Annotated in this window: 21 protein-coding genes; 13 read left to right on the plus strand and 8 right to left on the minus strand. The window is 68.5% G+C overall.

Annotated elements, in window-relative coordinates; all coding sequences use genetic code 11:
• Positions 1 to 48: 48 nt before the first annotated feature.
• Both OG205_RS17070 and OG205_RS17075 read left to right on the plus strand, forming a co-directional pair.
• Positions 49 to 2,307: an excinuclease ABC subunit UvrA gene (locus tag OG205_RS17070; RefSeq protein WP_330277238.1), complete on the plus strand. Its 2,259-nt coding sequence runs from the start codon at positions 49 to 51 to the stop codon at positions 2,305 to 2,307.
• Positions 2,304 to 3,086 carry a siderophore-interacting protein gene (locus OG205_RS17075; RefSeq protein WP_330277239.1) on the plus strand — a complete coding sequence of 261 codons (783 nt, stop codon included), beginning with the start codon at positions 2,304 to 2,306 and terminating at the stop codon, positions 3,084 to 3,086. Before OG205_RS17070 ends, OG205_RS17075 begins: the two co-directional genes overlap by 4 nt.
• Here OG205_RS17075 and OG205_RS17080 read toward each other — a convergent pair.
• On the minus strand, positions 3,076 to 4,068 hold the full coding sequence (locus OG205_RS17080) for a methyltransferase (RefSeq protein WP_330277240.1): 993 nt from the start codon (positions 4,066 to 4,068) through the stop codon (positions 3,076 to 3,078). The genes OG205_RS17075 and OG205_RS17080 overlap by 11 nt on opposite strands.
• Before the next feature lie 184 nt (positions 4,069 to 4,252).
• Between OG205_RS17080 and OG205_RS17085 the strand changes: the two genes are divergently transcribed.
• From OG205_RS17085 to OG205_RS17105, 5 genes are read left to right on the plus strand one after another with little or no spacing between them, the layout of a single operon-like run.
• Positions 4,253 to 5,122 (plus strand): ABC transporter permease, encoded by an 870-nt coding sequence (locus OG205_RS17085; RefSeq protein WP_330278173.1) that lies wholly within the window; start codon positions 4,253 to 4,255, stop codon positions 5,120 to 5,122.
• A complete protein-coding gene (locus tag OG205_RS17090) occupies positions 5,119 to 6,114 on the plus strand; it encodes an ABC transporter permease (protein ID WP_330277241.1) in 996 nt (331 codons plus the stop codon). Before OG205_RS17085 ends, OG205_RS17090 begins: the two co-directional genes overlap by 4 nt.
• Before the next feature lie 13 nt (positions 6,115 to 6,127).
• Positions 6,128 to 7,798, plus strand: a complete 1,671-nt coding sequence (locus OG205_RS17095; RefSeq protein WP_330277242.1) for an ABC transporter substrate-binding protein — start codon at positions 6,128 to 6,130, stop codon at positions 7,796 to 7,798.
• Positions 7,795 to 9,327 carry an ABC transporter ATP-binding protein gene (locus OG205_RS17100; RefSeq protein ID WP_330277243.1) on the plus strand — a complete coding sequence of 511 codons (1,533 nt, stop codon included), beginning with the start codon at positions 7,795 to 7,797 and terminating at the stop codon, positions 9,325 to 9,327. The genes OG205_RS17095 and OG205_RS17100 overlap by 4 nt, the downstream gene beginning before the upstream one ends.
• Complete coding sequence (locus OG205_RS17105; protein ID WP_330277244.1) at positions 9,324 to 10,535, plus strand: FAD-binding protein; 1,212 nt, start codon at positions 9,324 to 9,326, stop codon at positions 10,533 to 10,535. Before OG205_RS17100 ends, OG205_RS17105 begins: the two co-directional genes overlap by 4 nt.
• On the opposite strand, the gene OG205_RS17110 is transcribed toward OG205_RS17105, so the two are convergent.
• A complete protein-coding gene (locus OG205_RS17110) occupies positions 10,499 to 11,077 on the minus strand; it encodes an SRPBCC family protein (RefSeq protein ID WP_330277245.1) in 579 nt (192 codons plus the stop codon). The genes OG205_RS17105 and OG205_RS17110 overlap by 37 nt on opposite strands.
• Positions 11,070 to 11,576: a helix-turn-helix domain-containing protein gene (locus OG205_RS17115; protein WP_319973068.1), complete on the minus strand. Its 507-nt coding sequence runs from the start codon at positions 11,574 to 11,576 to the stop codon at positions 11,070 to 11,072. Before OG205_RS17115 ends, OG205_RS17110 begins: the two co-directional genes overlap by 8 nt.
• A 95-nt stretch (positions 11,577 to 11,671) precedes the next feature.
• Between OG205_RS17115 and OG205_RS17120 the strand changes: the two genes are divergently transcribed.
• Positions 11,672 to 13,801: an RICIN domain-containing protein gene (locus OG205_RS17120; protein WP_330277246.1), complete on the plus strand. Its 2,130-nt coding sequence runs from the start codon at positions 11,672 to 11,674 to the stop codon at positions 13,799 to 13,801.
• A 60-nt stretch (positions 13,802 to 13,861) separates the two neighbouring features.
• Positions 13,862 to 15,112: an amidase family protein gene (locus OG205_RS17125; protein WP_330277247.1), complete on the plus strand. Its 1,251-nt coding sequence runs from the start codon at positions 13,862 to 13,864 to the stop codon at positions 15,110 to 15,112.
• Here OG205_RS17125 and OG205_RS17130 read toward each other — a convergent pair.
• The gene (locus OG205_RS17130; protein ID WP_330277248.1) at positions 15,087 to 15,413 is read right to left on the minus strand and encodes a DUF6204 family protein; all 327 of its coding nucleotides are present in this window, start codon (positions 15,411 to 15,413) and stop codon (positions 15,087 to 15,089) included. The two genes, OG205_RS17125 and OG205_RS17130, sit on opposite strands and share 26 nt — an antisense overlap.
• A 69-nt stretch (positions 15,414 to 15,482) precedes the next feature.
• On the opposite strand from OG205_RS17130, the gene OG205_RS17135 reads away from it, so the two are divergent.
• Positions 15,483 to 16,124 carry a transcriptional regulator gene (locus OG205_RS17135; RefSeq protein ID WP_330277249.1) on the plus strand — a complete coding sequence of 214 codons (642 nt, stop codon included), beginning with the start codon at positions 15,483 to 15,485 and terminating at the stop codon, positions 16,122 to 16,124.
• Between the two features lie 39 nt (positions 16,125 to 16,163).
• Here the strand turns inward: OG205_RS17135 and OG205_RS17140 are convergent, their stop codons facing one another.
• A complete protein-coding gene (locus OG205_RS17140) occupies positions 16,164 to 17,645 on the minus strand; it encodes a chitinase (protein ID WP_330277250.1) in 1,482 nt (493 codons plus the stop codon).
• Between the two features lie 94 nt (positions 17,646 to 17,739).
• Between OG205_RS17140 and OG205_RS17145 the strand changes: the two genes are divergently transcribed.
• The 3 genes from OG205_RS17145 to OG205_RS17155 all read left to right on the plus strand — a co-directional run bounded on the left by OG205_RS17145 (position 17,740) and on the right by OG205_RS17155 (position 19,531).
• Entirely contained in the window at positions 17,740 to 18,504 is a 765-nt protein-coding gene (locus OG205_RS17145) for an alpha/beta fold hydrolase (protein WP_330277251.1), read from the plus strand.
• A 19-nt stretch (positions 18,505 to 18,523) separates the two neighbouring features.
• Positions 18,524 to 19,120 (plus strand): hypothetical protein, encoded by a 597-nt coding sequence (locus OG205_RS17150; protein ID WP_330277252.1) that lies wholly within the window; start codon positions 18,524 to 18,526, stop codon positions 19,118 to 19,120.
• Between the two features lie 168 nt (positions 19,121 to 19,288).
• Positions 19,289 to 19,531 carry a hypothetical protein gene (locus OG205_RS17155; RefSeq protein WP_330277253.1) on the plus strand — a complete coding sequence of 81 codons (243 nt, stop codon included), beginning with the start codon at positions 19,289 to 19,291 and terminating at the stop codon, positions 19,529 to 19,531.
• Here the strand turns inward: OG205_RS17155 and OG205_RS17160 are convergent.
• From OG205_RS17160 to OG205_RS17170, 3 genes are read right to left on the minus strand one after another with little or no spacing between them, the layout of a single operon-like run.
• Positions 19,528 to 20,358 (minus strand): oxygenase MpaB family protein, encoded by an 831-nt coding sequence (locus OG205_RS17160; RefSeq protein ID WP_330277254.1) that lies wholly within the window; start codon positions 20,356 to 20,358, stop codon positions 19,528 to 19,530. The genes OG205_RS17155 and OG205_RS17160 overlap by 4 nt on opposite strands.
• A 36-nt stretch (positions 20,359 to 20,394) precedes the next feature.
• Positions 20,395 to 21,234, minus strand: coding sequence for a hypothetical protein (locus OG205_RS17165; RefSeq protein ID WP_330277255.1), 840 nt, complete (start codon positions 21,232 to 21,234; stop codon positions 20,395 to 20,397).
• Positions 21,235 to 21,278: 44 nt separating this feature from the next.
• Positions 21,279 to 24,152: a CBM35 domain-containing protein gene (locus tag OG205_RS17170; RefSeq protein WP_330278174.1), complete on the minus strand. Its 2,874-nt coding sequence runs from the start codon at positions 24,150 to 24,152 to the stop codon at positions 21,279 to 21,281.
• Positions 24,153 to 24,318: the final 166 nt, after the last annotated feature.

A 24,318-nucleotide genomic window follows, 5' to 3' on the forward strand; every position in this document is an offset into this window, starting at 1 on the left:
TTTACGGCATAAAGAAGCAGTTTTGAATCAAACACGGGGGAAGCAGCCTTGAACGCTGTCGCCGACAGCCATGACGTGATCCAGGTCCGCGGAGCGAGAGGGAACAACCTCGCGGACGTGTCGCTCGACATCCCCAAGCGCCGCCTGACCGTCTTCACCGGCGTGTCCGGTTCCGGCAAGTCCTCGCTGGTCTTCGGCACGATCGCGGCCGAGTCCCAGCGGATGATCAACGAGACCTACACCGCGTTCCTGCAGTCGTTCATGCCGTCGATCGGCCGCCCGGACGTCGACGCGCTGCACAACCTGAGCGCGGCGATCATCGTCGACCAGGAACGCATGGGCGCGAACTCCCGCTCCACCGTCGGCACCGCCACCGACGCCCACACCATGCTCCGGATCGTGTTCAGCCGCCTCGGCGAGCCGCACGTGGGCACGTCCGGCGCGTTCAGCTTCAACCTGCCGGAAGGCATGTGCCCGGCCTGCGAGGGCCTGGGCAAGGTCACCACCATCGACGTGGACGCCATCGTCGACCGGAGCAAGTCCCTCAACGACGGCGCGATCGACGCCCCGAACTACGGCGTCGGCACCTGGTACTGGCAGGTCCTCGCGAACTCCGGCCTCTACCCCGCCGACCAGCCGATCTCGACGTTCACCGAGCAGCAGCTCGACGACTTCCTCTACAAGCCGACCACGAAGCTGAACGTCAACGGCACCAACGTCACCTACGACGGCCTGATCGCGAAGCTGCAGCGCACGATCCTGTCCAAGGACCGCGAGTCCATGCAGCCGCACATCCGCGCGTTCGTCGACAAGGCCGTCACCTTCGCGACCTGCCAGGACTGCAAGGGCGCGCGCATCAACCAGGCAGCGTTGAACTCGAAGATCCGCGGCGTGAACATCGCGGACTGCTGCGCCATGCAGATCAGCGACCTCGCGAAGTTCGTGCACGCCATCGACGACCCGTCCGTCGCGCCGCTGCTCGCCACCCTGCGCGACACGCTCGACTCCCTGGTCGAGATCGGCCTCGGCTACCTGTCGCTCGACCGCGAGTCCGGCACGCTGTCGGGCGGCGAGTCGCAGCGCGTGAAGATGGTGCGGCACCTGGGTTCCTCGCTCACCGACATCACCTACGTGTTCGACGAACCGACCGTCGGCCTGCACCCGCACGACATCCGGCGGATGAACGACCTCCTGCTCCGCCTGCGGGACAAGGGGAACACCGTCCTCGTCGTGGAGCACAAGCCGGAGACCATCGAGATCGCCGACCACGTCGTCGACCTCGGCCCCGGCGCGGGCGTCAACGGCGGCCACCTCTGCTACTCCGGCGACGTGGCGGGCCTGCGCGCGTCCGGCACGCTGACCGGCCGCCACCTCGGCCACCGGGCCAAGCTGCGGCCGGAGTTCCGTTCCCCCAAGGGCTTCCTGACGATCAGCGGCGCCCGCACCAACAACCTCAAGGACGTCTCGGTCGACCTGCCGCTCGGGGTGCTGACCGTCGTCACCGGCGTCGCGGGCTCCGGCAAGTCGTCGCTCATCCACGGCTCGCTGCGCAAGGGTCCGGACGTCGTGACGGTCGACCAGTCGCCGATCCGCGGCTCGCGCCGGTCCAACCCCGCCACCTACACCGGTCTCCTCGACTCGGTCCGGACCGCCTTCGCCAAGGCCAACGGCGTGAAGGCCGCTCTGTTCAGCGCGAACTCCGAAGGCGCCTGCGAGAACTGCAAGGGCATCGGGCTCGTCTACACCGACCTCGCGATGATGGCCGGCGTCGCCACGGTCTGCGAGAAGTGCGAGGGCAAGCGGTTCACGCCCGAGGTGCTGCGCTACACGCTGCGGGGCAAGAACATCAGCGAGGTGCTCGGCATGTCCGTCGCCGAGGCCCGCGACTTCTTCCCGTCCGGCCAGGCCCACGCGGTGCTGAGCCGCCTGCACGACGTCGGCCTGTCGTACCTGTCGCTCGGCCAGCCGCTCACGACGCTGTCCGGCGGTGAGCGGCAACGGCTGAAGCTCGCGATCCACATGGCGGAGAAGGCCTCGACGTACGTGCTGGACGAACCCACGTCCGGCCTGCACCTCGCGGACGTCGACCAGTTGCTCGGACTGCTGGACCAGCTGATCGACGCCGGCAACACGGTGATCGTGATCGAGCACCACCTCGCCGTGATGGCGCACGCCGACTGGATCGTCGACATGGGTCCCGGCGCGGGGCACGACGGCGGCCAGGTCGTCTTCTCCGGCACCCCCGGCGACCTGGTGTCCACTTCGGACACCCTCACCGCCCGGCACCTGAAGGAGTACCTGTCGTGAGCCTGCTGACCGTCACCTCGGTCGCGCCCCTGACCCCGCGCATGACGCGGATGACGTTCACCGGCCTGGGCCTGCACGAGATCGGCACCTGGCCGGACCAGCAGCTCAAGCTGCTCTTCCCGCGGCCCGGCGGATCGGCGCACGTGTCGGACGCCCAGGACGTCGGCACCTGGCACCAGGCCTACCTGGCCATGCCCGAGTCCGAACGGCCGCGGATGCGCAGCTTCACCGTCCGGTCGCTGATCGACGGCGTGCTGACCGTCGACTTCGTGCTGCACGGCGACAACGGCCCCGCGTCGAGGTGGGCCGCCACCGCTCAGGTGGGCGACGTCATCGGACGGTTCGGGCCGTCCCGGGACTACGCCCGCCCGCTCGGCACGGCGGACCTGCTGGTGTTCGCGGGCGACGAGACGGCGTTGCCCGCGATCGGCTCGCTGCTGGAACTGCTGTCTGCTTCCCAGCAACGACGCGTGTTCGTCGAGGTCGCGGATCCGATGGAGGAACAGGACATCCCCGGCGTGCGATGGATTCACCGCAGCGCCGGGGAGGACCTGGTCTCGGTGGTGACGACGGCGCAGGTGCCGTCGTCGGCCTGGGTGTGGATCGGCGGCGAGGCCTCCGCCGTTCGCGCGCTGCGCAGGCACTTCGTCGGCCTCGGAGTGTCCAAGAAGGACATCGAGTTCGCCGGCTACTGGCGGCGCGCCCTAACCCAGGACGACGCACCGACCACCGACGACCTCGCCGAGGCCCAGGAACGGATCGCCGCTCTCAGCGAGTGAACTCCAGCAGGCTGCGCCCTTCAGTCACCTGAGTCACGGACTCCAACCGGAGCCCGTGCGCCGACGCCAGCCGTTCGAAGTCGTGGAGCCCTCGGTCGCGCCCGCCGAAGTGCGCGAGCATGACGAGGTCGAACTCCGTGCTCTCCCCGAGGGACTCCACGACGAGGATCCGCCCGTCCGGTGACGCCTCGACGCAGCGCGCCAGGATCCGGTGCGCCTGCTCGTCGTCCCAGTCGTGCAGGATGTCGAACAGCAGGTAGGCGTCAGCCCCGGCTGGCAACGGGTCGAAGAAGCTGGCCCCGGTCACCTCGATGCGATCTTCGAGGCCGTACAGGCCGAGCACCGCACGCGCACCCGCCGCGGTGTCCTCGAGCTCGACGAGGTGGCCGCGCATCGCCGGGTTCGCGGTGAGGATCGCGGCGAGCAGGCTGCCGTGCCCGCCACCGACGTCGACGAGCGTGCTGAACCGCGACCAGTCGTAGTTCCTGACGACCTGCGGTATCCAGTTCCGCATGCGGTCGGTCATCTGCCGGTCGAACGCGTCACGCAGATGCCGTTGCTCGGCCAGGTCGGTCCAGAAGTCCTGGCCGTAGCGCACCGGATAGGCGGGCTCGCCGGTGCGGACGCTGTGGATCAGGTCGATGAACGCCAGATCGGCGCGCCCGGCGGCGGAGTCGTGGTGCAGCAGGTTGTTCAGGCCGTTGCCAGCGTCAGCGCCGAGCAACGAGCCGAAGCCGGTGGTGCGGTAGCCGGCGTCTGTTCGTTCGGCCACACCGAGAGTCGTCAGGTGGGCCAGGAGCAGGTCGAGTGCGAGCGGGTCGACCTCGAGTTCGGGTGCGAGTTCGTGGGCGGTGGCGGGGTTGTCACGCAGGCGGTCCGGCAGTCCCAGGGTCACGGCGACCCGGAGCGCCATCGGCGTGATCAGCCCGGACATCTCTCGGAGCCGTTGTACGTCGGTGTCCACGTAGATCCACCCTGCCACCGCGGGCAACCTAATTTCGGTCAACACTGAAGCAATAGTGTTAACACATTCTCAGCCAGTGGACGTGGACGACTCAGTCACTCGATCGGCTTACTGTGCGCCGCGACAGATCATCACGCCCGAGAAGCAGGTCACGCCGTTGTCCACTCCCGTCGCGCGGTCCGTGCCCGCCGCGATCAGATCGGTGCTCGCCCGGGATCGCTGGGCGCTCGCCGGCACCGTCACCGTCCTGGTGATCGGTCTGGTCGCGATCTTCGCGGACGTCCTCACCGCCATCGAGGGCCACGACCCGTACACCTACGACGCGACCGCGCTGGACCCGGAAAGCGGTCTGCCCGCGGGGTCGTTCGGCGGGGTCAGCGGCGAGCACTGGTTCGGCGTCGAGCCGCTGACTGGGCGCGACCTGTTCGCCATCGTCGTGCACGGCGCGCGGACGTCGTTCCTGATCGGCCTCGCGGCGACCCTGGTGTCCATCGGGCTCGGGGTGCTGATCGGCGCGGCCGCCGGGTACCTGGGCGGCTGGATCGACCGGGTGATCACCTGGAGCGCCGACGTCTTCCTCGGGTTCCCGTACCTGGTGTTCATGATCGCGATCGGCGCCGTGGTGCCGCCTGAGTTCCCGCGGGCGCTGCTGCTGATCGTGGTGATCGGGTTCTTCGGCTGGCCGTCGACCGCGCGGATCGTGCGGGCTCAGGTGCTCACGTTGAAAGAACGCAACTTCGTTAAGGCCGCACGGGTGCTCGGGGCGTCGCCGTGGCAGGTGTTCCGCACCGAGCTGCTGCCGAACCTCTGGGGTCCGGTGCTGGTCATGGCAACGTTGTCGGTGCCGGGCAAGATCGGGCTGGAGGCGGCGCTGTCGTTCCTCGGCGTCGGGGTGCTGCCGCCGACGCCGAGCTGGGGCCGGTCCATCAGCGCCGCGATCGACTGGGTCCGCGTCGATCCCGCCTACCTGCTGTTCCCCGGCCTCGCGCTGTTCGCGGTCACGTGGGGGTTCAACGCGGCCGGCGACGGGCTGCGGGACGCGCTCGACCCGAGATCGGTGACCCGCCGATGAGGACCCTCCGGTACGCCCTGGCACGGCTCGGCGGCATGGTGCTCGTGCTGCTGATCGTCGCCTTCTGCACGTTCGTCGTGTTCTACCTGGTGCCGTCGGATCCGGCGCTGCTGGCGTGCGGCAAGCCGTGCACGCCGGAGAACCTCGCGCTGGCGCGGGAGTTCATGGGCTTCGACGAGCCGTGGTGGCAGCAGTTCCTCACCTTCCTCGGCGGCATCTTCACCGGCCGCACGTTCGGCACCGGCGCGACGGCGATCCACTGCGCCGCACCGTGCTTCGGCTACTCGTTCCGGCAGAACGCCGACGTGCTGGAGCTGATCGGCGACCGGCTGCCGGTGACGTTCTCGCTCGCGATCGGCGCCGCCGTGCTGTGGGTCGGCGTGGGCGTGGCCATCGGCGTGTACGCCGCGCTGCGCAAGGACTCCTGGTTCGACCGGGCCGCGCTGGCGGGGTCCGTGATCGGCGTGTCCGCCCCGGTGTATCTCGTGGGGCTGCTCGGGATTCTCGTGCTCGGGTTCCAGCTCAACGTGGTGCCGGTCGGCAACTACACGGCGTTCAGCGAGGACCCGGTGCGCTGGGCGTGGGGGCTGGTGCTGCCGTGGTCCGTGCTGGCGTTCGCGCACGGCGCCCACTACGTGAAGCTCACCCGCTCGCAGATGCTCGAGACGATGAGCGAGGACTTCATCCGCACCGCACGGGCCAAGGGCGTGCCGGAACGGACCGTCGTCGGCAAACACGCGCTGCGCAACGTGTTGCTGCCCGTCGTGACGCTGACCGGCATCGAGTTCGGGTCGCTGCTCGGCGGCGCCGTCATCACCGAGCGGGTGTTCAGCCTGCCGGGCCTGGGCGGCCTGCTGATCGAAGCCGTGCACGCCCGCGACCTGCCGACCCTGCTCGGCTGCACCTTGTTCGCAGGTTTTCTCGTAGTCGTCGCCAACGCCGTCGTCGACCTGTCCTACGGCGTGCTCGATCCGCGAGCACGACTCACCTGAGGGGGAAAGTCCGTTGCACAGCAAGAAACTTCTTGCCGTCGTACTCGTCGGTGCCCTGGGGGTCGCGGCGTGTGGCGCGAACGACCAGAAGCCGTCCAGTGACGCCGCCGCCAAGCCCGAGAAGGGCGGCACGCTGCGCATCCTGTCCGAGTCGCGCACGCTCAACCTCGACCCCGCCAAGTCGCAGAGCCTCGCGATCACGACGCTCGGCCTGGTGCACCGCAGACTGACCGGCTGGCAGAACGCCGTCGGCCAGCCCGCGAAGGTCGTGCCCGACCTCTCCGACACCGGCAATACCTCCGACGGCGGCAAGACCTGGACGTTCGTGCTGCAGGACGGGCTGAAGTTCAGCGACGGCACGCCGATCACGTCCGCGGACGTGAAGTGGGGCGTCGAGCGCTCGTTCGCACCGGCGTTCGGCGGTGGCCTCGGCTACCACAAGGACCTGCTGGGCGGCGGTGACTACAAGGGCCCGTTCGAGGGCAAGGAGCTCGACTCCATCAAGACCCCGGACGAGAAGACCATCGTCTTCACGCTGACCCGCCCGTACGGCGACTGGCCGTGGATCGCCTCCACGCCCGCGTTCGCACCGGTGCCGAAGGGCAAGGGCGCCGAGGCCGACTACCACGAGCACGCCGTCGCGTCCGGCCCGTACCAGGTCGAGACGTACACCAAGGGCGTCGAGGTCAAGCTCAAGCGCAACACCAACTGGGACCCCGCGAAGGACCAGGTCCGCGCCGGCCTGCCCGACGGCGTCGTGTTCCAGCTCGGCCAGGAGGCCTCGGTCGTCTCGCAGCGTCTGGCCGCCGACTCCGGCGACGACCAGACGGCGTTCGCCTCGTCGTTCGTCTCCCCCGCCCAGCTCGCGCAGTTGCAGGGCAACCCGTCCGCGAAGTCCCGCGTGGTGACGTCGAAGTCGGGCGCGGTCGCGTTCCTCTCGCTCAACACGCAGAAGGCGCCGCTCAACAACGTCAAGGTGCGCCAGGCGTTCCAGTACGCGGTCAACAAGGCCGCCTACCAGGTCGCGTCGGCGGGCACGGCCGCACTGGCCGGCGACACCGCCTCCACGCTGATCACGCAGGGCATCGAGGGCCGCGAGCAGTTCGACCTCTACCCCTCGAAGCCCGAGGGCGACCCGGACAAGGCCAAGGCACTGCTCGCCGAGGCCGGTTTCCCGAACGGCGTCGAGAACCTGTCGCTGGTGCTCAACAAGTCCAACAACCAGACGGACAAGGCCGAGGCGATCCAGGCCGCATTGGCTCGCGCGAACATCAAGGTGACCATCCGGTCGCTGGAGGCCGACGCGTTCGAGACCGAGACGAACCTCTCGGACAACCCCACGTACGACCTGATCCTGTCGTCGTGGCAGCCGGACTTCCCCAGCGCGAACTCGAACATCCAGCCGCTGTTCGCGACCTCGGAGATCGGCAAGGGCGGCTACAACACCTCGCGCTACTCCAACCCCGAGGTGGACAGGCTGATCGAGGAGGCGCAGTCCACTGTGGACCCGGCAGAGGCCGGGAAGAAGTGGGCCGCGATCGACAAGCGGATCCTGCAGGACTCGCCGGTCGTGCCGCTGATCTACACCCGCAACTCGTTCATCCGCGGCTCGAAGGTCGGCAACTTCTACATCGCCGACTTCCCCGCCTACCCGAACTACCTCCAGGTGGGTATCTCGAAGTGAGTGCGCTGCTGTCCGTCGAGAACGTCTCGGTGGACTTCGGCTCGGGCTCCCCGGCGGTCAGCGAGGTCTCGTTCTCGCTGACCGCCGGGGAGGTCCTCGCCGTCGTCGGCGAGTCCGGTTCCGGCAAGACCGTGACCGCGATGTCGTTGCTGGGGTTGCTGCCCGCCACGGCGACGGTGTCCGGGCGCGCGGTCTTGAACGGCCGCGACCTGTACTCGTTGAACGCCACCGAACTGCGTGAGGTGCGGGGCAACGCGGTCGGCATGGTGTTCCAGGAACCCATGAGCGCCCTCAACCCCGTCTTCACCATCGGCAACCAGATCGTCGAGGCCGTGCGGGTGCACCGCGCGGTCTCGCGGGCCGAGGCTCGAGCACGGGCGGTGGAACTGCTGCGGCTCGTCGGGTTGCCCGAGGAGCGGTTCAAGGCTTATCCGCACGAGATGTCCGGCGGCCAGCTGCAGCGCGTGGTGATCGCGATGGCCGTGGCGAACGAGCCGTCGCTGCTGATCGCCGACGAGCCGACGACCGCGCTGGACGTGACCGTGCAGGCCGAGATCCTCGGGCTGCTGCGGGACCTGCGCGACCGGCTCGGGGTCGCGATCCTGCTGATCACGCACGACATGGGCGTGGTCGCGGACCTGGCGGACCGGGTGGTCGTGATGAACGCCGGACGGGTCGTGGAGACCGGTCCGGTGAAGCAGGTCTTCAAGGAGCCCGCAGAGGAGTACACGCGGACGTTGCTGGATTCGGTGCTGCGGCTGGACTCCCGCGAGCTGGCCGCGCGCGAACCCGAGGAACCGGTGCTGCGGCTGTCCGACGTGTCGGTCACCTACGGCAAGTTCCGCGCCGTCTCCGAGGTGTCGCTGGACATCGGCCAAGGCGAAACCCTCGGTCTCGTGGGCGAGTCGGGATCCGGCAAGTCCTCTCTCGCCGGCGCCATCACCGGCCTCACCCGCTACACCGGCCACATCACCGTCGCCGGCCAGGAGGCCGCCACCCTCCGCAAGGCAGGCCGCGGCCGCATCGGGCTGGTGTTCCAGGACCCGCTGTCGTCGCTGAACCCGCGCGCCACGATCGCCCGGTCGATCGCGCAGCCGCTCCAGCTGCACACCTCGTTGCGGGGCAAGGAGCTGGCCGCGAAGGTCGACTCGCTGCTCGACGCCGTGCGGCTCTCGCCGACCCTGCGCGACCGCTACCCGCACGAACTGTCCGGCGGGCAGCGCCAGCGGGTCGGCATCGCCCGTGCCATCGCGCTGGATCCGGACCTGCTGATCGCCGACGAACCGACGTCCGCGCTGGACGTGACGGTGCAGGCGCGCGTGCTGGACCTGGTCCGCTCGCTGCAGCGCGATCTGCGGTTCGCGTGCCTGTTCATCAGCCACGATCTGGCCGTCGTGCAGCACCTCGCGGACCGGGTCGCGGTGCTGCATCAGGGGCGCGTGGTCGAGGAAGGCACGTCGGTGTTCGCCGCGCCGCAGGACCCCTACACACGACGATTGCTGGCGTCGGCGCTTACCGTGTCTGTATGAGGACCAACTGGGCTGGCAACGTCACGTTCACCGCGGCCCAGGCCGTGACCCCCACCTCGGCCGAAGACCTGCGTGCGCTCGTGCGCGGTTCGTCTGCCGTGCACGTCGTCGGTTCGGGGCACTCGTTCAGCACGATCGCCGACACGACCGGCACTCTGGTGTCGTTGTCGGCCATGCCGGAGATCTTCGAGGTGTCCGGCCAGACCGTCCGGGTCAGCGCGGGCATGACGCTCGCCGACCTGTCCGTCCGGCTGGAGGCGGCGGGCCTGGCCCTGCACACGCTGCCGTCGTTGCCGCACATCACCGTGGCCGGCGCGGTCGCGACCGCCACCCACGGCTCGGGGTCCCGTTCGCTGGCCGGTGCCGTGCGGTCTGTCGAGGTGCTGCGCGGGGACGGTTCGGTCGTCGAGCTTGCCTCCCGTGGCGCGGCCGTGTCGCTGGGCGGTCTGGGCGTCATCACCACGGTGACGCTGGACGTGGTGCCGTCGTTCCAGGTCGCGCAGACGGTCTACCAGGACGTCGCGTGGACGACCCTGCTCGTCCAGCTCGAGCAGATCTTCGACGGCGCGTACAGCGTGAGCGCGTTCGTCGACTGGCAGGGCGGTGCGACCCTGTGGGTCAAGCACCGCGTCGGTGACGAGGAGTTCCGCTTCCCCGGCCGTCCCGCGTCCGAACCGGCGCACCCGGTGCCCGGCCAGCCCGCGTCCTCCTGCACGGTCCAGGGCGGCGTGCCGGGACCGTGGCACGAGCGGCTGCCGCACTTCCGCGCCGAGTTCACCCCGTCGGTCGGCGAGGAGCTGCAGACCGAGTACTTCGTGCCCCGAACCCGCGCGGTGACGGCGCTGCGGGCGCTGGCCGAGATGTCCACGGTGATCTCGCCGCTGGTGCAGACCTGCGAGATCCGCACGATCAACGGCGAACCGCAGTGGCTCAGCCCCGCCTACGACCGCGACAGCCTGGCGATCCACTTCACCTGGGTGCCGAACACCCCGGCCGTGTTGAGGATCCTGCCCAGGTTGGAGGAGGCCATCGCGCCGCGGCCGCACTGGGGCAAGCTCTTCACCGTGCCGCCGGCGCTGCTGGCCGCCCGCTACCCGCAGTGGGACGCCTTCCGGGCGTTGCTGCGCGAGCACGACCCGAAAGGCGTCTTCCGCAACGACTTCCTGACGACCTACTTCGGGTCGGCCACCTCGGCGGGTCCCCTCTGACGCAGTACCTCCAGCTCGGCGTCGGAGAACCCGTACGTCGTCACGATGGTCATCTTCGCGCTGGTGATCACCAGACCCGGACCGAACTCCTCGACCACCACACCGCGCTGGTTCGCCGACTCGAAGAACGGCTTGCCGCTCACGCCGAGATCGACCTCGGAGGGCCAGAACAGCGTCCGGCGCTTCTCCCCCGGGTGGTACTCGTGCGCGAACTTCAGCTGGTGCAGGAACGTGATCCAGCCTTCGGTGATGTCCTCGTAGTAGTCGTCCCACTCGGGTGAGGTGCCCAGGGGCGCACGGGTCAGCACGACACGGGTGCCTTCCGGAACGGCGCTCAGCGCGAACGTGTCGTGGCCGTGGACGATCAGCGTGGTGCCGTCCTCCTCGGCGTTCGTGAAGAAGATCTGGTCGATCTCGGCGTCGAGCTCCGGGAGGTCCCAGCCGTGCCAGTGGCGCAGCTTCTCCTTGTCGCGGAACGACTGCCACACCTCCTCGACCGGTGCGGCCACGGTGATCTCGATCTGGACGCCTTCGTCACTCATCAGCTACTCCGGGGTGGCCCAGGGCGACCACCCGGTACGGGCGGCCTGACTCGGTGTCGTACTTCAGCGCGATCTGCCGCACCGCTTCGGCCAGGTCGCTGGTGAACTCGTGGACGTCGCCGGGCGCGCCGAAGCGGACCGTCGTCTCCACCGTGAACGTGAGCAAGCGCTTTCCCGCGTCGGCCGCGGCGGTCGACATCCGCTCGACGTCGCGGGCCGTGTCCTCCGCGACGGACACCAGGTGCGTGGCGGCGAACTGATCTTGCACGTCGGCGGCGATCTCGCGGCCGGGCTTCGCACGCAGCACGCGTTCGACGCAGCCGCGCCGCTGGCGTTGTTCGACCAGCTCGACCAGTCCTGCCTGCTCCAGGGCTCGCACGTGGTAGTTGACGCGCTGCCGGGGCAGGTCGAGGACCGCCGCGAGCTGCGTCGCCGAGGCGGGCGATCTCAGCAGCTCCAGCAACGATCTGCGCAACGGCGACAGCTCCACGCCCAGCACGGTCCCATTTGACAAAATCATTTGTCAATACCGGAACGGGACCGGAAACAGTAAGGTTCGTTGACGGTTGCAACAAACCACCCCACCCTGTGACCGTGAGAACCCCCCTGCTGGTGGCAGCGTTGGCGGCAGCAGCGATCGTTCCTGTGTGGACGGTCGCGGCGCAGGCCGACGTGGTGCCCGGAACCGCTTATCAAGTGACGAACGTCGGCAGCGGAAAGTGCGTGGAGTCGCTGGGAACGGCCAACGGCGCACAGCTCCGCCAACAAGGATGCTCCGGACAGACCTGGACCTTCACGCCCACGAGCGACGGGTACTTCACCGTCGGCCAGGGCCAGGTCTGGGACGTCTCGAACGTCTCGGTCGCGGACAACGCGGCTGTCCACATGTGGCAGTCGTTCAACGCGAACAACCAGCAATGGCGCGCCGAAGCGGTCGGCACGGACACCTACCGGTTCGTGAACCGCAACAGCGCCAAGTGCCTCGACGTGCCCGGCGCCTCGACCGGTGACGTCCAGTTGGTCCAGTACACCTGCAACGGGACCAACGCGCAGACCTTCCGCCTCACCGGCGGCACGCAGCAGCCTGGGCAGCCCGACTTCGGCCCGAACGTGCTGATCTTCGACCCGTCGATGTCCTCCGCCACGATCCAGGCGCGGCTCGACGACGTCTTCCGTCAGCAGGAAGAGGGCCAGTACGACGCGCGCCGGTTCGCGATCATGTTCAAGCCCGGCAACTACAACGTCGACGTCAACATCGGCTTCTTCACCCAGGTCCTCGGCCTGGGCCTGCTGCCGGACGGCGTGACGATCAACGGCCAGGTGCACGTCGAGGCCGACTGGTTCGAGGGCAACGCGACGCACAACTTCTGGCGTGGCGCGGAGAACCTCGCGGTGCGGCCGCCTTCGGGCACCAACACGTGGGCCGTCTCGCAGGCGTCCGCGATGCGCCGCACGAAGGTCTACGGCAACATGCAGCTCGACGACAACGGCTGGTCGAGCGGTGGTTTCCTCGCCGACTCCGTGGTCACGGGCCAGGTCCGCTCCGGTTCGCAGCAGCAGTGGCTGTCGCGCAACACCGAGTGGGGCTCGTGGACGGGCGAGAACTGGAACATGGTGTTCGTCGGTGCCCGCAACGCACCGCAGAACACGTTCCCGGAGCCGCCGTACACGACCGTCGCGCAGACCCCTGTCGTGCGGGAGAAGCCGTTCCTGAACGTCGACGGCAGCGGCAACTACAACGTGTTCGTCCCGGCGCTGCGCTCCAACACCAGCGGCACCACCTGGGCGTCGGGCAACCAGCAGGGCACGAACATCCCGCTGTCCCAGTTCTACATCGCGAAGCCGGGCACCTCGGCGGCGACGATGAACGCGCAGCTCGCGGCCGGCAAGCACCTGCTGCTCACGCCGGGCGTCCACCAGGTCTCCGAGCCCATCCGCGTCACCCGCCCCGACACCGTCGTGATGGGCCTCGGTCTCGCGACCGTCATGCCCACCAACGGCAACATGGCACTCGACGTGGCCGATGTGGACGGTGTGAAGATCGCCGGCCTGCTCCTCGACGCGGCCCCGACCAACTCGCCGCTGCTGGCACAGATCGGCGCGCCGGGCAGCAACGCCAACCACTCGGCCAACCCGACGTCGCTGCACGACTTCTACGTGCGCATCGGCGGTTCGGCCATCGGGCGAGCCACGACCTCGTTGGTGGTCAACAGCCACAACGTGATCGGCGACCACCTCTGGCTGTGGCGGGGTGACCACTCCGTCGGCGTCGGCTGGGACGTGAACCGGGCGGACACCGGCCTGATCGTCAACGGCAACAACGTGACGATGTACGGCCTGTTCGTCGAGCACTACCAGAAGTACCAGACCATCTGGAACGGCCAGGGCGGCCGGACGTACTTCTACCAGAACGAGATGCCGTACGAGGTGCCCAACCAGGCGGCGTGGATGAACGGCTCGACCCGCGGCTACGCGGCGTACAAGGTCGCCAACAACGTCACGACGCACGAGGCGTGGGGCCTGGGCAGTTACGCCTTCATGAACGCGAACCCGTCCGTGGTGGCCGATCGGGCGTTCGAGGTGCCGAACACCCCCGGTGTGAAGTTCCACAGCATGGTGACCGTGTCGTTGGGCGGCAAGGGAACCATCCAGCGGATCATCAACAACTCGGGTGGGACGGCGACCGCCGGATCGACCGAGGCCTACCTGGCCAACTACCCGTGATGTTCCGCTGAGTGGTTTCAGATCCCACATCCCCATGCTCCGGTCCGCCTAGACTGGAGCATGGGGATTCTTTCTGAGCAGTTGCGCGTCATCGAAGCCTTGAACCCGGTCTACAACGCGTTGACCAGCGTGTTCGATGTCCAGGACGAGCCGGTCGGGCCACTGGCCGGGGTCACGTTCTCGGTCAAGGACAACATCGACGTCGCGGGCGCCGCCACCACGCACGGCCTGAAGTCGCTGGCGGGCAACGTGAAGTCATCCGACGCGCCGATCGTGGCAAGGCTTCGGGCGGCCGGGGCAACACCGAGCGCGCACGCAAACATGCCGACCTTGAACGCCCGTGGCATGCACACGTACAGCGAACTGGCCGGGCACACCATCAACCCGTGGGACAGCACTCTCTCGCCCGGCGGCAGCTCCGGCGGTGACGCGGTCGCGGTGGCCACGGGCATGGTGCACATCGGGATCGGCAACGACAGCGGCGGCTCACTGCGGCTGCCGGCGTTCCTGAACGGCGTCTGCGCGCTGAAACCGAGCCTCGGCCGCTACCCGCAGGGCAGTGTGCTCGGCCAGCCCGATCCGTCGTTCCCCACCCAGGTCATGACGGTCGAGGGGCCGCTCGCCCGCACCGTCGCCGACCTGCGGAAGGTGCACGGCCTGCTGTGCGGCGCGGATCCGGCCGACCCCCGCACGGTGCCGATACCGGCGTTCGGCGCACCGGCGCCTCGGGTGGCCGGGTTCGTGCCGGGCGACCCGGTCGTCGAGGAGGCGGCACAACGCCTGGCGGAGGCCGGTTACGCGGTCGAGGCCGTCGAGGTGCCCAGGCTGGACGAGGCCGCGGACCTGTCCCTGCGGATGATCGCCACGCCAATCTCGCTCGGCTACGAGCAGTTCGCCGCGTTCGCTGGGGAGGAGGTCGCGTTGTTCGCCCGCCACCTCCTGGAGGTGCGGCCCGGTCTCGACCTCGCGGAGTTCCTCGCGCTCACCGGAACGCGGCTGGCGATCCAGCGGGAGTGGGCGCGGCTGCTCGACCGCTACCCGGTGCTGCTCGGGCCCGTGTCGACCATCGCGTCGTTCGTACCGGACCAGGACCGCCGCAGCCCCGAAGCGCTCGGCGAGTACTTCGACGCGCTGAAGCTGTGCGAGGCGAGCAGCTTCGTCGGTGTGCCGTCGGTGGCGGTGCCGACGGGGTTGCGCGGCGGGCTGCCGACCGGCGTCCAGGTGATCTCCCGGATGTACCGGGAGGACTTGGCCCTGGACGCCGCCGCAGCCATCGAAGTCCCGCTCAGCCCAGCCGCTTCGGCCGGTTGATCTTCATCTCGTCCACGTCGGTGACCTTGGCCTTCAGCCCCTTGAAGTCGACGCCCAGCGCGTCGAGGGCTGTGGTCGCGCGCCGCAGGCCCGCCTCGTCGGGCTTCTCGGACGCCGCCAGGATCACGCGGTAGCTGAAGAAGTCGAGCTTCTCGTCGAACATCAGCGCGCCCTCCTCGCTGAACCCGCCGTCGCGCAGGAAGTCGAAGTCCTTCAGGCGCTCGCGCAACGAGGCGCGCTGGTCGTCGGTCAGGTCGGTGAAGCGTCCGCGGACGAGTACCCGGTAGGTGTGTTCAGCCACGAGCGAAGATGCTCCCCGAAGGGCCCGTGCTCTGGCGAACGATTTCCCGAGTGCGAAAGAATCGGGACCATGAACGCAAAAGAGCTGGTCACGCGCATCCGGACGGAGCTGCACCCCGGTGAGCACGACAACCTCGTGGTCAAACTGATCGAAACCGGACAGGCTCCGCGCGCTGTGATCGCCACGTTCGCCGCCGAGGAGAACCACATCGTGTCGTCGGACTGGCGAACATTCCTGGCGCTGGCGGCGAAGGCGGAGGAGCCGAACGCGCGGGCGTTCTTCACGTTGCTCGCGGGCGGCGAGGAGCTGGTGCTGCCGATGCTGGAGCCGCTCGCGAAGGCCGCGGGCATGTCCGCCAAGGACTTCCACGGCTACGAGCCGTTCCCCGGCTGCCAGTCCTACCCCGCCTACCAGGCGTGGATGGCGCTCAACGGGGAGCCGACGGACGTGATCCTCGCGATCCTGGCGAACTTCACGGCGTGGGGCGGCTACTGCGCGCGCATGGCGAAGGGGCTGCGCGAGCACTACGGGTTCAGCGACGAGGCGTGCGCGTTCGTCGACTTCTTCGCCACTCCCGCACCACAGCTCGAAGACCGTGCGGTCGCCGCGATCCAGGCGTCCCTCGACGCCGGCTGGCAGCCGAAGCACGCGTGGCGCTACGGCCGCCTGCTGCAGGCGTACGAACTGCAGTTCTGGTCCACGCTGGCCTGACGGGAACGGGGGCGGCTCACGAAAGCCGCCCCCGACCCGCTATCGGGGCAGATAGGCCCGGTGGGCCTTGGAGAACTCGTAGTTGTTGTACTTGTCCCAGTTGATCGACCACGTCATGAGGCCGCGCAGGTTCGGGTAGACGCCCTTCGGCTTGTAGCTGCCGCAGCGCGTGCCCTTGGTGAGGCAGTCCAGCGCGGTCTGGACGTCCGCGACGGACGTGAACCCGTTGCCCGCGTACTGCGCGGCGGGCAGGCCGATCGCGACCTGTTCCTGCCGCAACGGCGCGAAGACCTTCGACGCGTCGCCGCGCACCGGGAACCCGGCGAGCAGCATGTCGGTCATCGCCACGTGGAAGTCCGCGCCGCCCATGTTGTGGTACTGGTTGTCCAGGCCCATCACGGGTCCGGAGTTGTAGTCCTGCACGTGCAGCAACGTCAGGTCGTTGCGCATGGCCTCGATCACCGGCAGGTACGCGCCCGTGCGCGCGTCGCCGGTGCCCGTGCCGCCGTAGAACTGGTAGCCGACCTGCACGAAGAACGTCTCCGGTGCCATGGTGAGCACGAAGTTGGCTCCGTAGCGGGACTTCAGCGTACGCAGCGCCGAGATCAGGTTCACGACCACGGGCGTGGTCGGGTTCTTGAAGTCGAGGTCACCGGGGTTCAGCGACAGCGAGTGGCCCTCGAAGTCGACGTCGAGACCGTTCAGGCCGTACTTGTCGATGATGGCGCCGACCGACCGCACGAACGCGTCACGCGCCGCCGCGGTCTCCAGCCGCACCTGGCCGTTCTGGCCGCCGATGGAGATGTTGACCTTCTTGCCCTTCGCCTGCTGGGCCCGGATGCCGGCGATGAACTCGGCCTCGGACTCGACGTTCGGGCACTCCGCGACCGGGCACTGGCTGAACCGCAGGTCACCGCTCGTCGCGCTGGTGGGTTCGGCGAACGAGAGGTTGATGACGTCCCACTCGTCCGGCACGTCCTTCATGCGGATGTAGCCGGAGCCGTTGGCGAAGCTGGCGTGCAGGTAGCCGACGAGCACCTTGCGCGGCAACTGCCCCGTGGGCGGCTGACCGGTCGTGGTCGTCGTGGTGGTGGTCGTCGTGGTCGTGGTGGTGGACGACGTCGTCGGTCCCGTGCCACCCGTGCACGCCGCACCGTTGATCGTGCAGTTCGACGGGTCCGCGGTGCCGGCGGCGTTGAAGCCGAACGACACGCTGGCACCGGGCGCGACCGAGCCGTTGTACTCCCGGTTGACGAACGCGTTGTGGTTGCCGCTCTTGGTGAGCAGCGAGTCCCAGTAGGCGCCGACGGAGGTCGAGGCCGGGTAGTCGAACTCGACCTTCCAGGAGCTGATGGCCGCGCTGGTCTCGTTCTTGATCGTCACCGTCGCGGTGTAGCCGGTGCTCCAGGCCTGCTTGGAGAACGTCGCCGTGACTCCGGCGGCACTGGCGGGGGCGAGGCTCACGATCACGGTGCCGAGCACCAGTGCGGCCACCGCGGATATTCGAGCGAACAACAGCATGGGTTCCATCCCTCACGCGTTGGCGGCCGGCAGGGGGTCACCCCGAATTGGACTAGACCATCTATCAGGAAGTCAAGGTTCTAGACTTCTCTCCGTGCCCCACGCTCGTGCCGCCGACGGAACCGGCCTCTTCTACTCGGTCGAGGGCTCCGGGCCTCCGCTGCTGCTCATCGCGGGCCAGGCGAACTCGTCGAAGTGGTGGTCACAGGTCCGCGGGGACTTCTCCGCGCGGTTCACGACGATCGTCACCGACCACCGCGGAACCGGTTCCAGCGACAAACCGGACGTCCCTTACAGCACGAAGATGTTCGCCGAGGACTGCTTCGCGATCCTGGCCGACGCGGGCATCGACAGGGCGCACGTCTACGGCACGTCGATGGGCGGCCGGATCGCGCAGTGGCTCGCGGCCGCACACGGCGAGCACGTCGACCGGCTCGTACTCGGCTGCACCTCCCCCGGAGGCCCGCACGGCATCGAGCGCAGCGCCGAGGTCCGCAAGTCGCTGGCCCAGGTCGACCCGATGAAGGCACGCAGGGCGTTGGAAGCACTGATGTACACACCGGCCTATCGAGGCCCGTACAACACGCTCGGCGACCCGCAGATGCCACCGCACGCACGCAAGCGGCACCTCTTCGCGAGCGCCGAACACGACGCGTGGGACGTGCTGCCGTCGATCGCCGCACCGACCCTGGTCGTGCACGGCACCGAGGACATCTTCAACCCGACCGCCAACGCTCCCCTGATCACGGAGCGGATTCCCGGCGCGGTCATGCACCTGATCGAGGGAGCCCGGCACGGTTACTTCGAGGAGTTCGCGAGCGAGGCGACGCCACTCGTGGTCGACTTCCTGGAGGCCTAGCTGATCTCTGGGGGATGCAATGCGGAAAGCGCCTCTCGTTCTTCTCGTGCTGTCGTTCTTCGCCTTCCTGCCCGCTCCGGCCACCGCGGCCACCGAACTGCCCGGCGGCAAGGCGTACTTCGTCGTCTCGCGCGGCTCGTTCAAGACGGGCACGGCGAACTGGATGCGGCTGAGCGACTACACGTTCACGACCGACGGCAAGGTGCGAGCGCGCACCTACCTTTGGCAGCAAAGCAAACCGGTCGCACGCCAGGGCACCGGCACCACGCCCGACAGCTCGTGCTCGACCTCGTCGGCGACGTCCCCGCAGACCCTGGTGCGCTCGTGTCAGGTCATGACCGCCGGCGGTTTCACCTCGTCCCCGAACGAGTCGACGCCCGGCAACTACCGGCTCGACGGCGACCAGCTGCACATCACCTGGGACGTGCCGGGGTGGAACGAGCAGTGGGCCGTCGTCCCGAGTCCCGACGGCACGCTCGCCAGGCTCGACTTCCGGTCCAACGCCCTGGCCACCGCCGGCTACGGCTACGGCAGCAACACCCCGCTCACCACCCGCCGCCAGATGGCGAGCGTGCAGTCGTTCCCCGGCAACCTGCGGCTGGAGTTCCACGGCTGAGACAAGGGCAACCCGGTCAGCAACGGCAGCGGGTTCGACATCGGCCTGTACCGGACCTGCACCACCACCTCGTGGTGCCTCACCTACCGCCAGCCCGAGTCGGCCAACTCCTGCCAGGGCGGGAGCGGCTGCAAGCAGGGCGGCGACACCTCGATCCAGAACCACGTCGTGCGCGTCTCCAACACCGACCGCCGCGACACGCACTGGCACTGGTGCAGCTGCCTGAGCATCAACTCGGCCGGCAAGGAGGAGTTCTGTTACAAGGGCAACTCCCACGTGAAGCCGATGCTGCAGATCCTCGACGACAACGGCCAGTTCCGCGGCTGGGTGGGCGTCGAAGCGTCCTTCAGCCCCGAGAACAAGCGCAACGACGACATGATCTCCGCGTTCCGCGTCGCCGACTTCCGCTAACCGGTCACCCACCGCAGGCCGCGCATCAACGCGTGGCCCGCGAACCGCACCCCGGTGGCCTCCGCGATCGGCAGGTAGGGCAGCCGCAACGGCATCCGCGCCCACACCGGCAAGGTGGCGACCGCCGTGGAACTCAAGATCGCGTAGGGCCCGCGCACCAGCATCGGCAACGGCGCCTTGAGCAGCAGGAACCTGGCCGCTTCGCGCGCCTCGTGCGTGCCTTTCAGCTCAGGCCGGTAGGAGTCGAGCTTCGCGTCGAGCTCGGCGACCGTGCGCGGCGGATCCGGGATGCCCATCGCGTCGGCGATGACGGCCATGTCGGCGACGTACTCGTCGTAGTCGTCGAGCGGCTTCTCGCCGTAACGCCGGTGGCAGCACAGGAAGCTGTCGACCTCGGCCACGTGCACCCAGCCCAGCAGGTGCGGATCGTCGGCGCGGTACTGCCGGCCGTCCGGCGCGGTGCCGTGGATGTGCTGGTGCACGCGCCCGAGCCGTTCGACGGCCTTGAGCGCGTCCTGGGTCGTGCCGTACGTGGTGACACCGACGAAGAGGCTCGTGCGCTGCAACCGCCCCCACGGGTCCGTGAGGTAGTCGGAGTGCTGCGCGACCGCCGCCATCGCCAGCGGGTGCAACGACTGCAACAGCAACGCCCGCAGCCCGCCGATGAACATGGCGTGATCAGCGTGCACGTGCCGGATCGGCCGGTCGGCGGCGAACAGGCGCGGGCCGGGCGAGTCGTGGATCCGGCGTGCGTGTTTCGCCCGCTCCGGACCCGCGACCTTCTCGAAGAGTCGCTCGCTCAGCTGCCGCCGCAGTGCATCCAGCATCGCTCCATGATGCGCGCCGGTCGCTGAGAAATCAGGTCAGGAATCCCAGTAATCGCGTTCGGGAAGGCGCAGCCACAGGTCAGGTGCGGTGAACGCGCGGTCGTCCGTCGGCCGCAACCCCGCGAAGGCGAGGCAGAACGCCGCCGGTTCGCCCTGGTAGAGGTGCGCCAGCAGCACATCAGCCGCTGTCTCCTCCTCGTCGACTCCACCGCCGGTGTTCAGATCCGACGCTTCGCATTCGCCGTCACGGTGGATGTCGCCGTGGTTGCCACCCTTGGGGTTGGCGAACATGCCGAACGCGACGGTGCCCACCGACAACCGGCCGAGCACGCCCGGCATCGAAGCCGCGAATCCCTTGGGCTGCATCAGGACGCACCCGCCGGGCACGGTGGTCGCGCCGAGCACCTCCCCGCCTTCGAGCGGATCCTCCCGCCACTGCCAGATCTCGGGAGTCACCTCGACGGTCTCCGCCTCCAGCCTGTGCAACGCGGTCTCCACGTCCACGCCCGCGACACACGCCAAGCTGTAGCCGTCGTCGCGAGGAACGCCGCCGAGTACCGCCACGAGCCGGTCACGTTCCACGACGGCGGCACGTTCCTCGTCCGTGAGTACTTCCTCGGTCGGCAACGGGTGGTCGGTGGTGAGGCTGAGCCGCGCCGGCGACCACCCGTACATCATCGAACGCGCCGGATCCGCGCCCGCCGCAAGCAGGACCTGGACGTTTTCGGGCCTGCTCGCGTGCACGGCGCGCCACAACGCGGTGCGCTCCTCATCCATCGCGTCGACGTCGTCCGCCTGAGCGATCAGCTCCGCAACCTCCTGCGGCGACTCGAACTCCGCGGCCCAGTGCAACTCGGCAAGCCAGTCATCCCCCATGAGACGGCACCCTACCGAGAGAGGATGCCGTCCCGGCAAGGAGATCAAGCGAGCGCGATCTGGTCCAGATCCGGGGCGCCCGCGCCGTCGTTGCCGAACCTGATGGTGTTGGCGCCGGCGTTCAGCGCCACCGGGATCTCGGCCACGTAAGGCGTGTTGTTGCCGACCCCGTCGAGCTTGACCTCGACCGGCGCACCACCGTTGACCGTCACGAAGTACGACCGCGGGCCGTTCACCGTGAACTGGATGAACAGCTTGTAGGAGCGCGTTTCCGGCACCGTCACGTTCGGGAAGGTGACCGACGCGTCCGCGCTGCCGCCGATGTTGCGCACCTTCTCCGCGCCCGAGCACGGCCCGCAGCTAGTCAGTCCGGTGCTGCCGAACTGGTTCGCGGAGTCCTCGGCCTCGCGCACGAACACGCGGTCTGCGGGTCTGGTGCGCACCGGCACCGTGCCCGAGACCTTGCGGTCGGAACCGACCAGTTGGAACGCGGCAGTGACGGGAATGCTCACCGAACCCGCGTCGGCACCAGCGGGCGAGGTCGCGGTCCAGGTTCCTTCGAGCAGACCGGCCAGGCGCATCGACGCACGCGTCGCAGTCGCACCGGTCAGCGTCCAGCCAGCGGGCAGCACCGGGGCGAGGGACACCTTGTCGATCTGGTCGTCGGCGTCGAGCCGCAGCCGTGCGGTGATCTTCACGGACTGCTGGCCGGGCGCGACCCATTGCACGCCATGGGGTTCCACGGTCAAGGTCGTCTTCGGCGTGTAGGTCGACGGTGGCGGTCCGCCCACCGAGATCCGGTCCAGGCCGAGCTCGGCGGTGCCGAACACCTTCACCGTGTTGCGGCCCGCGTTCAACGGCACCGCCACCGACGTCGGGGTCGGCACGTCGGGCCGATCACGTGGCACCGCAACGGAAATCGGTGCCGCGCCGTTCACGGAGACTGAAACGACAGAGGGCTCGGCGGACGTCAGGTCGAGCCGCAGGCTGTAAGTACCGGCCGCACCAACGGAAACATCGCGGAACGTCACGGCATCGCGCTCGCCCCCGAACCCGGTCACCTGCCGCGTGCCGGAACAGGCCGCGCAGGACTCGCCGCGGACCGAACCCGACCGTGACGCGTCCTCGGCTTCCGGCACACCACCACCGGCACCACGTGGATAGCTGTGGCCGACCCGGATCTCGTCGATCTTCAGCTGCTTGAAGTAGACGGGAGCCTGCGGTCCGCCCCAGGTGTTCAGCACGGTCAGTTTGAAATACCGGGCCTCCTGCGAGCCGATGTCGATGAACTGCGTCCCGCGCGCGGAAGGCAATGCCCCGCTGCGCACGTGCCACCAGCTGCGGCCGTCAACGGACGCCATTAGCTGATAATCCTTGATGCGCGAGGAATCCTCTGGCCGCCCGAACGACACGCGGGCGTGCGTCGGCGAAGACTCGCGCTGGTTGATCGCGAGAAACGCGGCAGCACGACGCCGCCCGAGATCCAAGGAGATCGAGACGGGCTGCGCGGCGCCAGCGTCCCAGTACGTCTCGTAGCTGCCATCCGTCAGATGAGAAGCCGGGAAACCATCAGAGGAAGACGTCGCCGAAGCCTTCACGCCAGTGTAGAAACCTTGCTGCCCAGCGGTTTCCACGGCGAACACCGTGTCGTACTCGTCCCACCGGGCAATCCCCTGGATCGTCAGATGCCCGGCCGACTGCGAGAACCGCATCCGTTCGCCGGTGCGCAGATCACGAACAGAAGTGACCCGGTAGCCGTTGTCCCGCAGGCGAACGAAGTCGGCGCGCGGCCGGGTGACGACGTGGACGTACTGCTTGCCGGTACGGGGGTTGATGGTGATCACGCCGTGCGCGCCGTCGTTCCAGAACCCCGGCTGCATGCCGCCGTACATGTACCCGGCGCCCTCGACGCCCTGGATCGACTCGCGGATCGGCGGCACCCACGAGGCCATGAAGTTGTTGTAAGCCTCTTGCCCCAACGGCATCCTGCCGTTCACCATCGGCGTCTCGGCCATCAGCGACTTGATCGACGAACCCGCGTTGGTGATGTAGCGGCCGGTGTTCAGGCGCGTGTCGACGGCGTGGTTTCCGCCGTCGTACCACCAGTCGCCCGTGGTGGGCAGCTTGTAGCAGGCCTCGGACAGACGGGGCATCGGCGTGAACGTCGCCGCCGGGTAGTCGTAGGACGGGAACATGCCGGTCTTCTGCTCGTTCGAGACCGTGTCCATGATCGGCGTGTCCTCGTTGTTGTTGCTCAGCAACCAGGTGGGCCGCAGCTGCCGGATCTGCTCGTAGAGCTTGTTGCGCTCCCAGTACTCGTTGTCGTTGTCGATCCAGAAGCCGGCCAGGTCGTCGTAGTTCTTCATCACCTCGAAGAACAGGTCGTAGCTGTACTTGCCGAAGCCCTCACGCGTGGTCAGATCGACCTGCTCGCCGCGATGAGCCGAGTACGCGGCCGAGTCGAGCATCTGCACGCCCTGCTCGCTGTGCCACTGCGGGTCGTCGGTCATGTAGAGGACGACCTTGACGCCCTTGGCCTTGCCCGCGCGGACGAGTTCGCCGAGCAGGTCCCGTTCGGTCGCGCAGCTGCCGGGGATCTTCGACGGCCACGGGCGCGCGTAGCCCAGCCGCGAGTGGAACGTCGCCAGCACGACGTAGGAGGCGCCGAGCTTGCGCGCCTCGTCGATCCAGTAGTCGGGGGTCCACCCGCCGCCGGTGACGTCGCGCTCCCACTCGGCGCAGTTCAGGTGCTTCGGGGCGGTGAACATGCCCCAGTGCAGGAACAACCCGGCGGTCGACTGCCGCAGCCACTCCTGTCTCGGATGCTGCACCTCGGCCTGAGCGGCGCCCGGGGTGAGCAGACCTGCGAGCAACGCGGCCACCACAGCCACGCACCAACGACGTAGTCCCATGACCATCGCCTTCTCGTCCGGGGCGGCGGCGAGAAGATCCGATGATTGCAACCGGAACCAGCCGGGTCAAGGCCCGAACGCGTTCGAAAAGTAGGCACTCATCGGAGCAATCAGGGTTCCGGCCCATCAGAAGGCGCCATCGCGATAATTGACCACGATCAACTTCGGCGCA

The sequence above is a fragment of the Lentzea sp. NBC_00516 genome (assembly GCF_036346835.1).
In the GTDB taxonomy this organism is placed as follows: Bacteria; Actinomycetota; Actinomycetes; order Mycobacteriales; family Pseudonocardiaceae; genus Lentzea; species Lentzea sokolovensis.

Coding starts and splice junctions, on each gene's coding strand:
- OG205_RS17090 (WP_330277241.1), top strand. CDS start 5,119: ATGAGGACCCTCCGGTACGCCCTGGCACGGCTCGGCGGCATGGTGCTC.
- OG205_RS17105 (WP_330277244.1), top strand. CDS start 9,324: ATGAGGACCAACTGGGCTGGCAACGTCACGTTCACCGCGGCCCAGGCC.
- OG205_RS17110 (WP_330277245.1), bottom strand. CDS start 11,077: ATGAGTGACGAAGGCGTCCAGATCGAGATCACCGTGGCCGCACCGGTC.
- OG205_RS17125 (WP_330277247.1), top strand. CDS start 13,862: ATGGGGATTCTTTCTGAGCAGTTGCGCGTCATCGAAGCCTTGAACCCG.
- OG205_RS17135 (WP_330277249.1), top strand. CDS start 15,483: ATGAACGCAAAAGAGCTGGTCACGCGCATCCGGACGGAGCTGCACCCC.
- OG205_RS17140 (WP_330277250.1), bottom strand. CDS start 17,645: ATGCTGTTGTTCGCTCGAATATCCGCGGTGGCCGCACTGGTGCTCGGC.
- OG205_RS17150 (WP_330277252.1), top strand. CDS start 18,524: ATGCGGAAAGCGCCTCTCGTTCTTCTCGTGCTGTCGTTCTTCGCCTTC.
- OG205_RS17160 (WP_330277254.1), bottom strand. CDS start 20,358: ATGCTGGATGCACTGCGGCGGCAGCTGAGCGAGCGACTCTTCGAGAAG.
- OG205_RS17165 (WP_330277255.1), bottom strand. CDS start 21,234: ATGGGGGATGACTGGCTTGCCGAGTTGCACTGGGCCGCGGAGTTCGAG.
- OG205_RS17170 (WP_330278174.1), bottom strand. CDS start 24,152: ATGGTCATGGGACTACGTCGTTGGTGCGTGGCTGTGGTGGCCGCGTTG.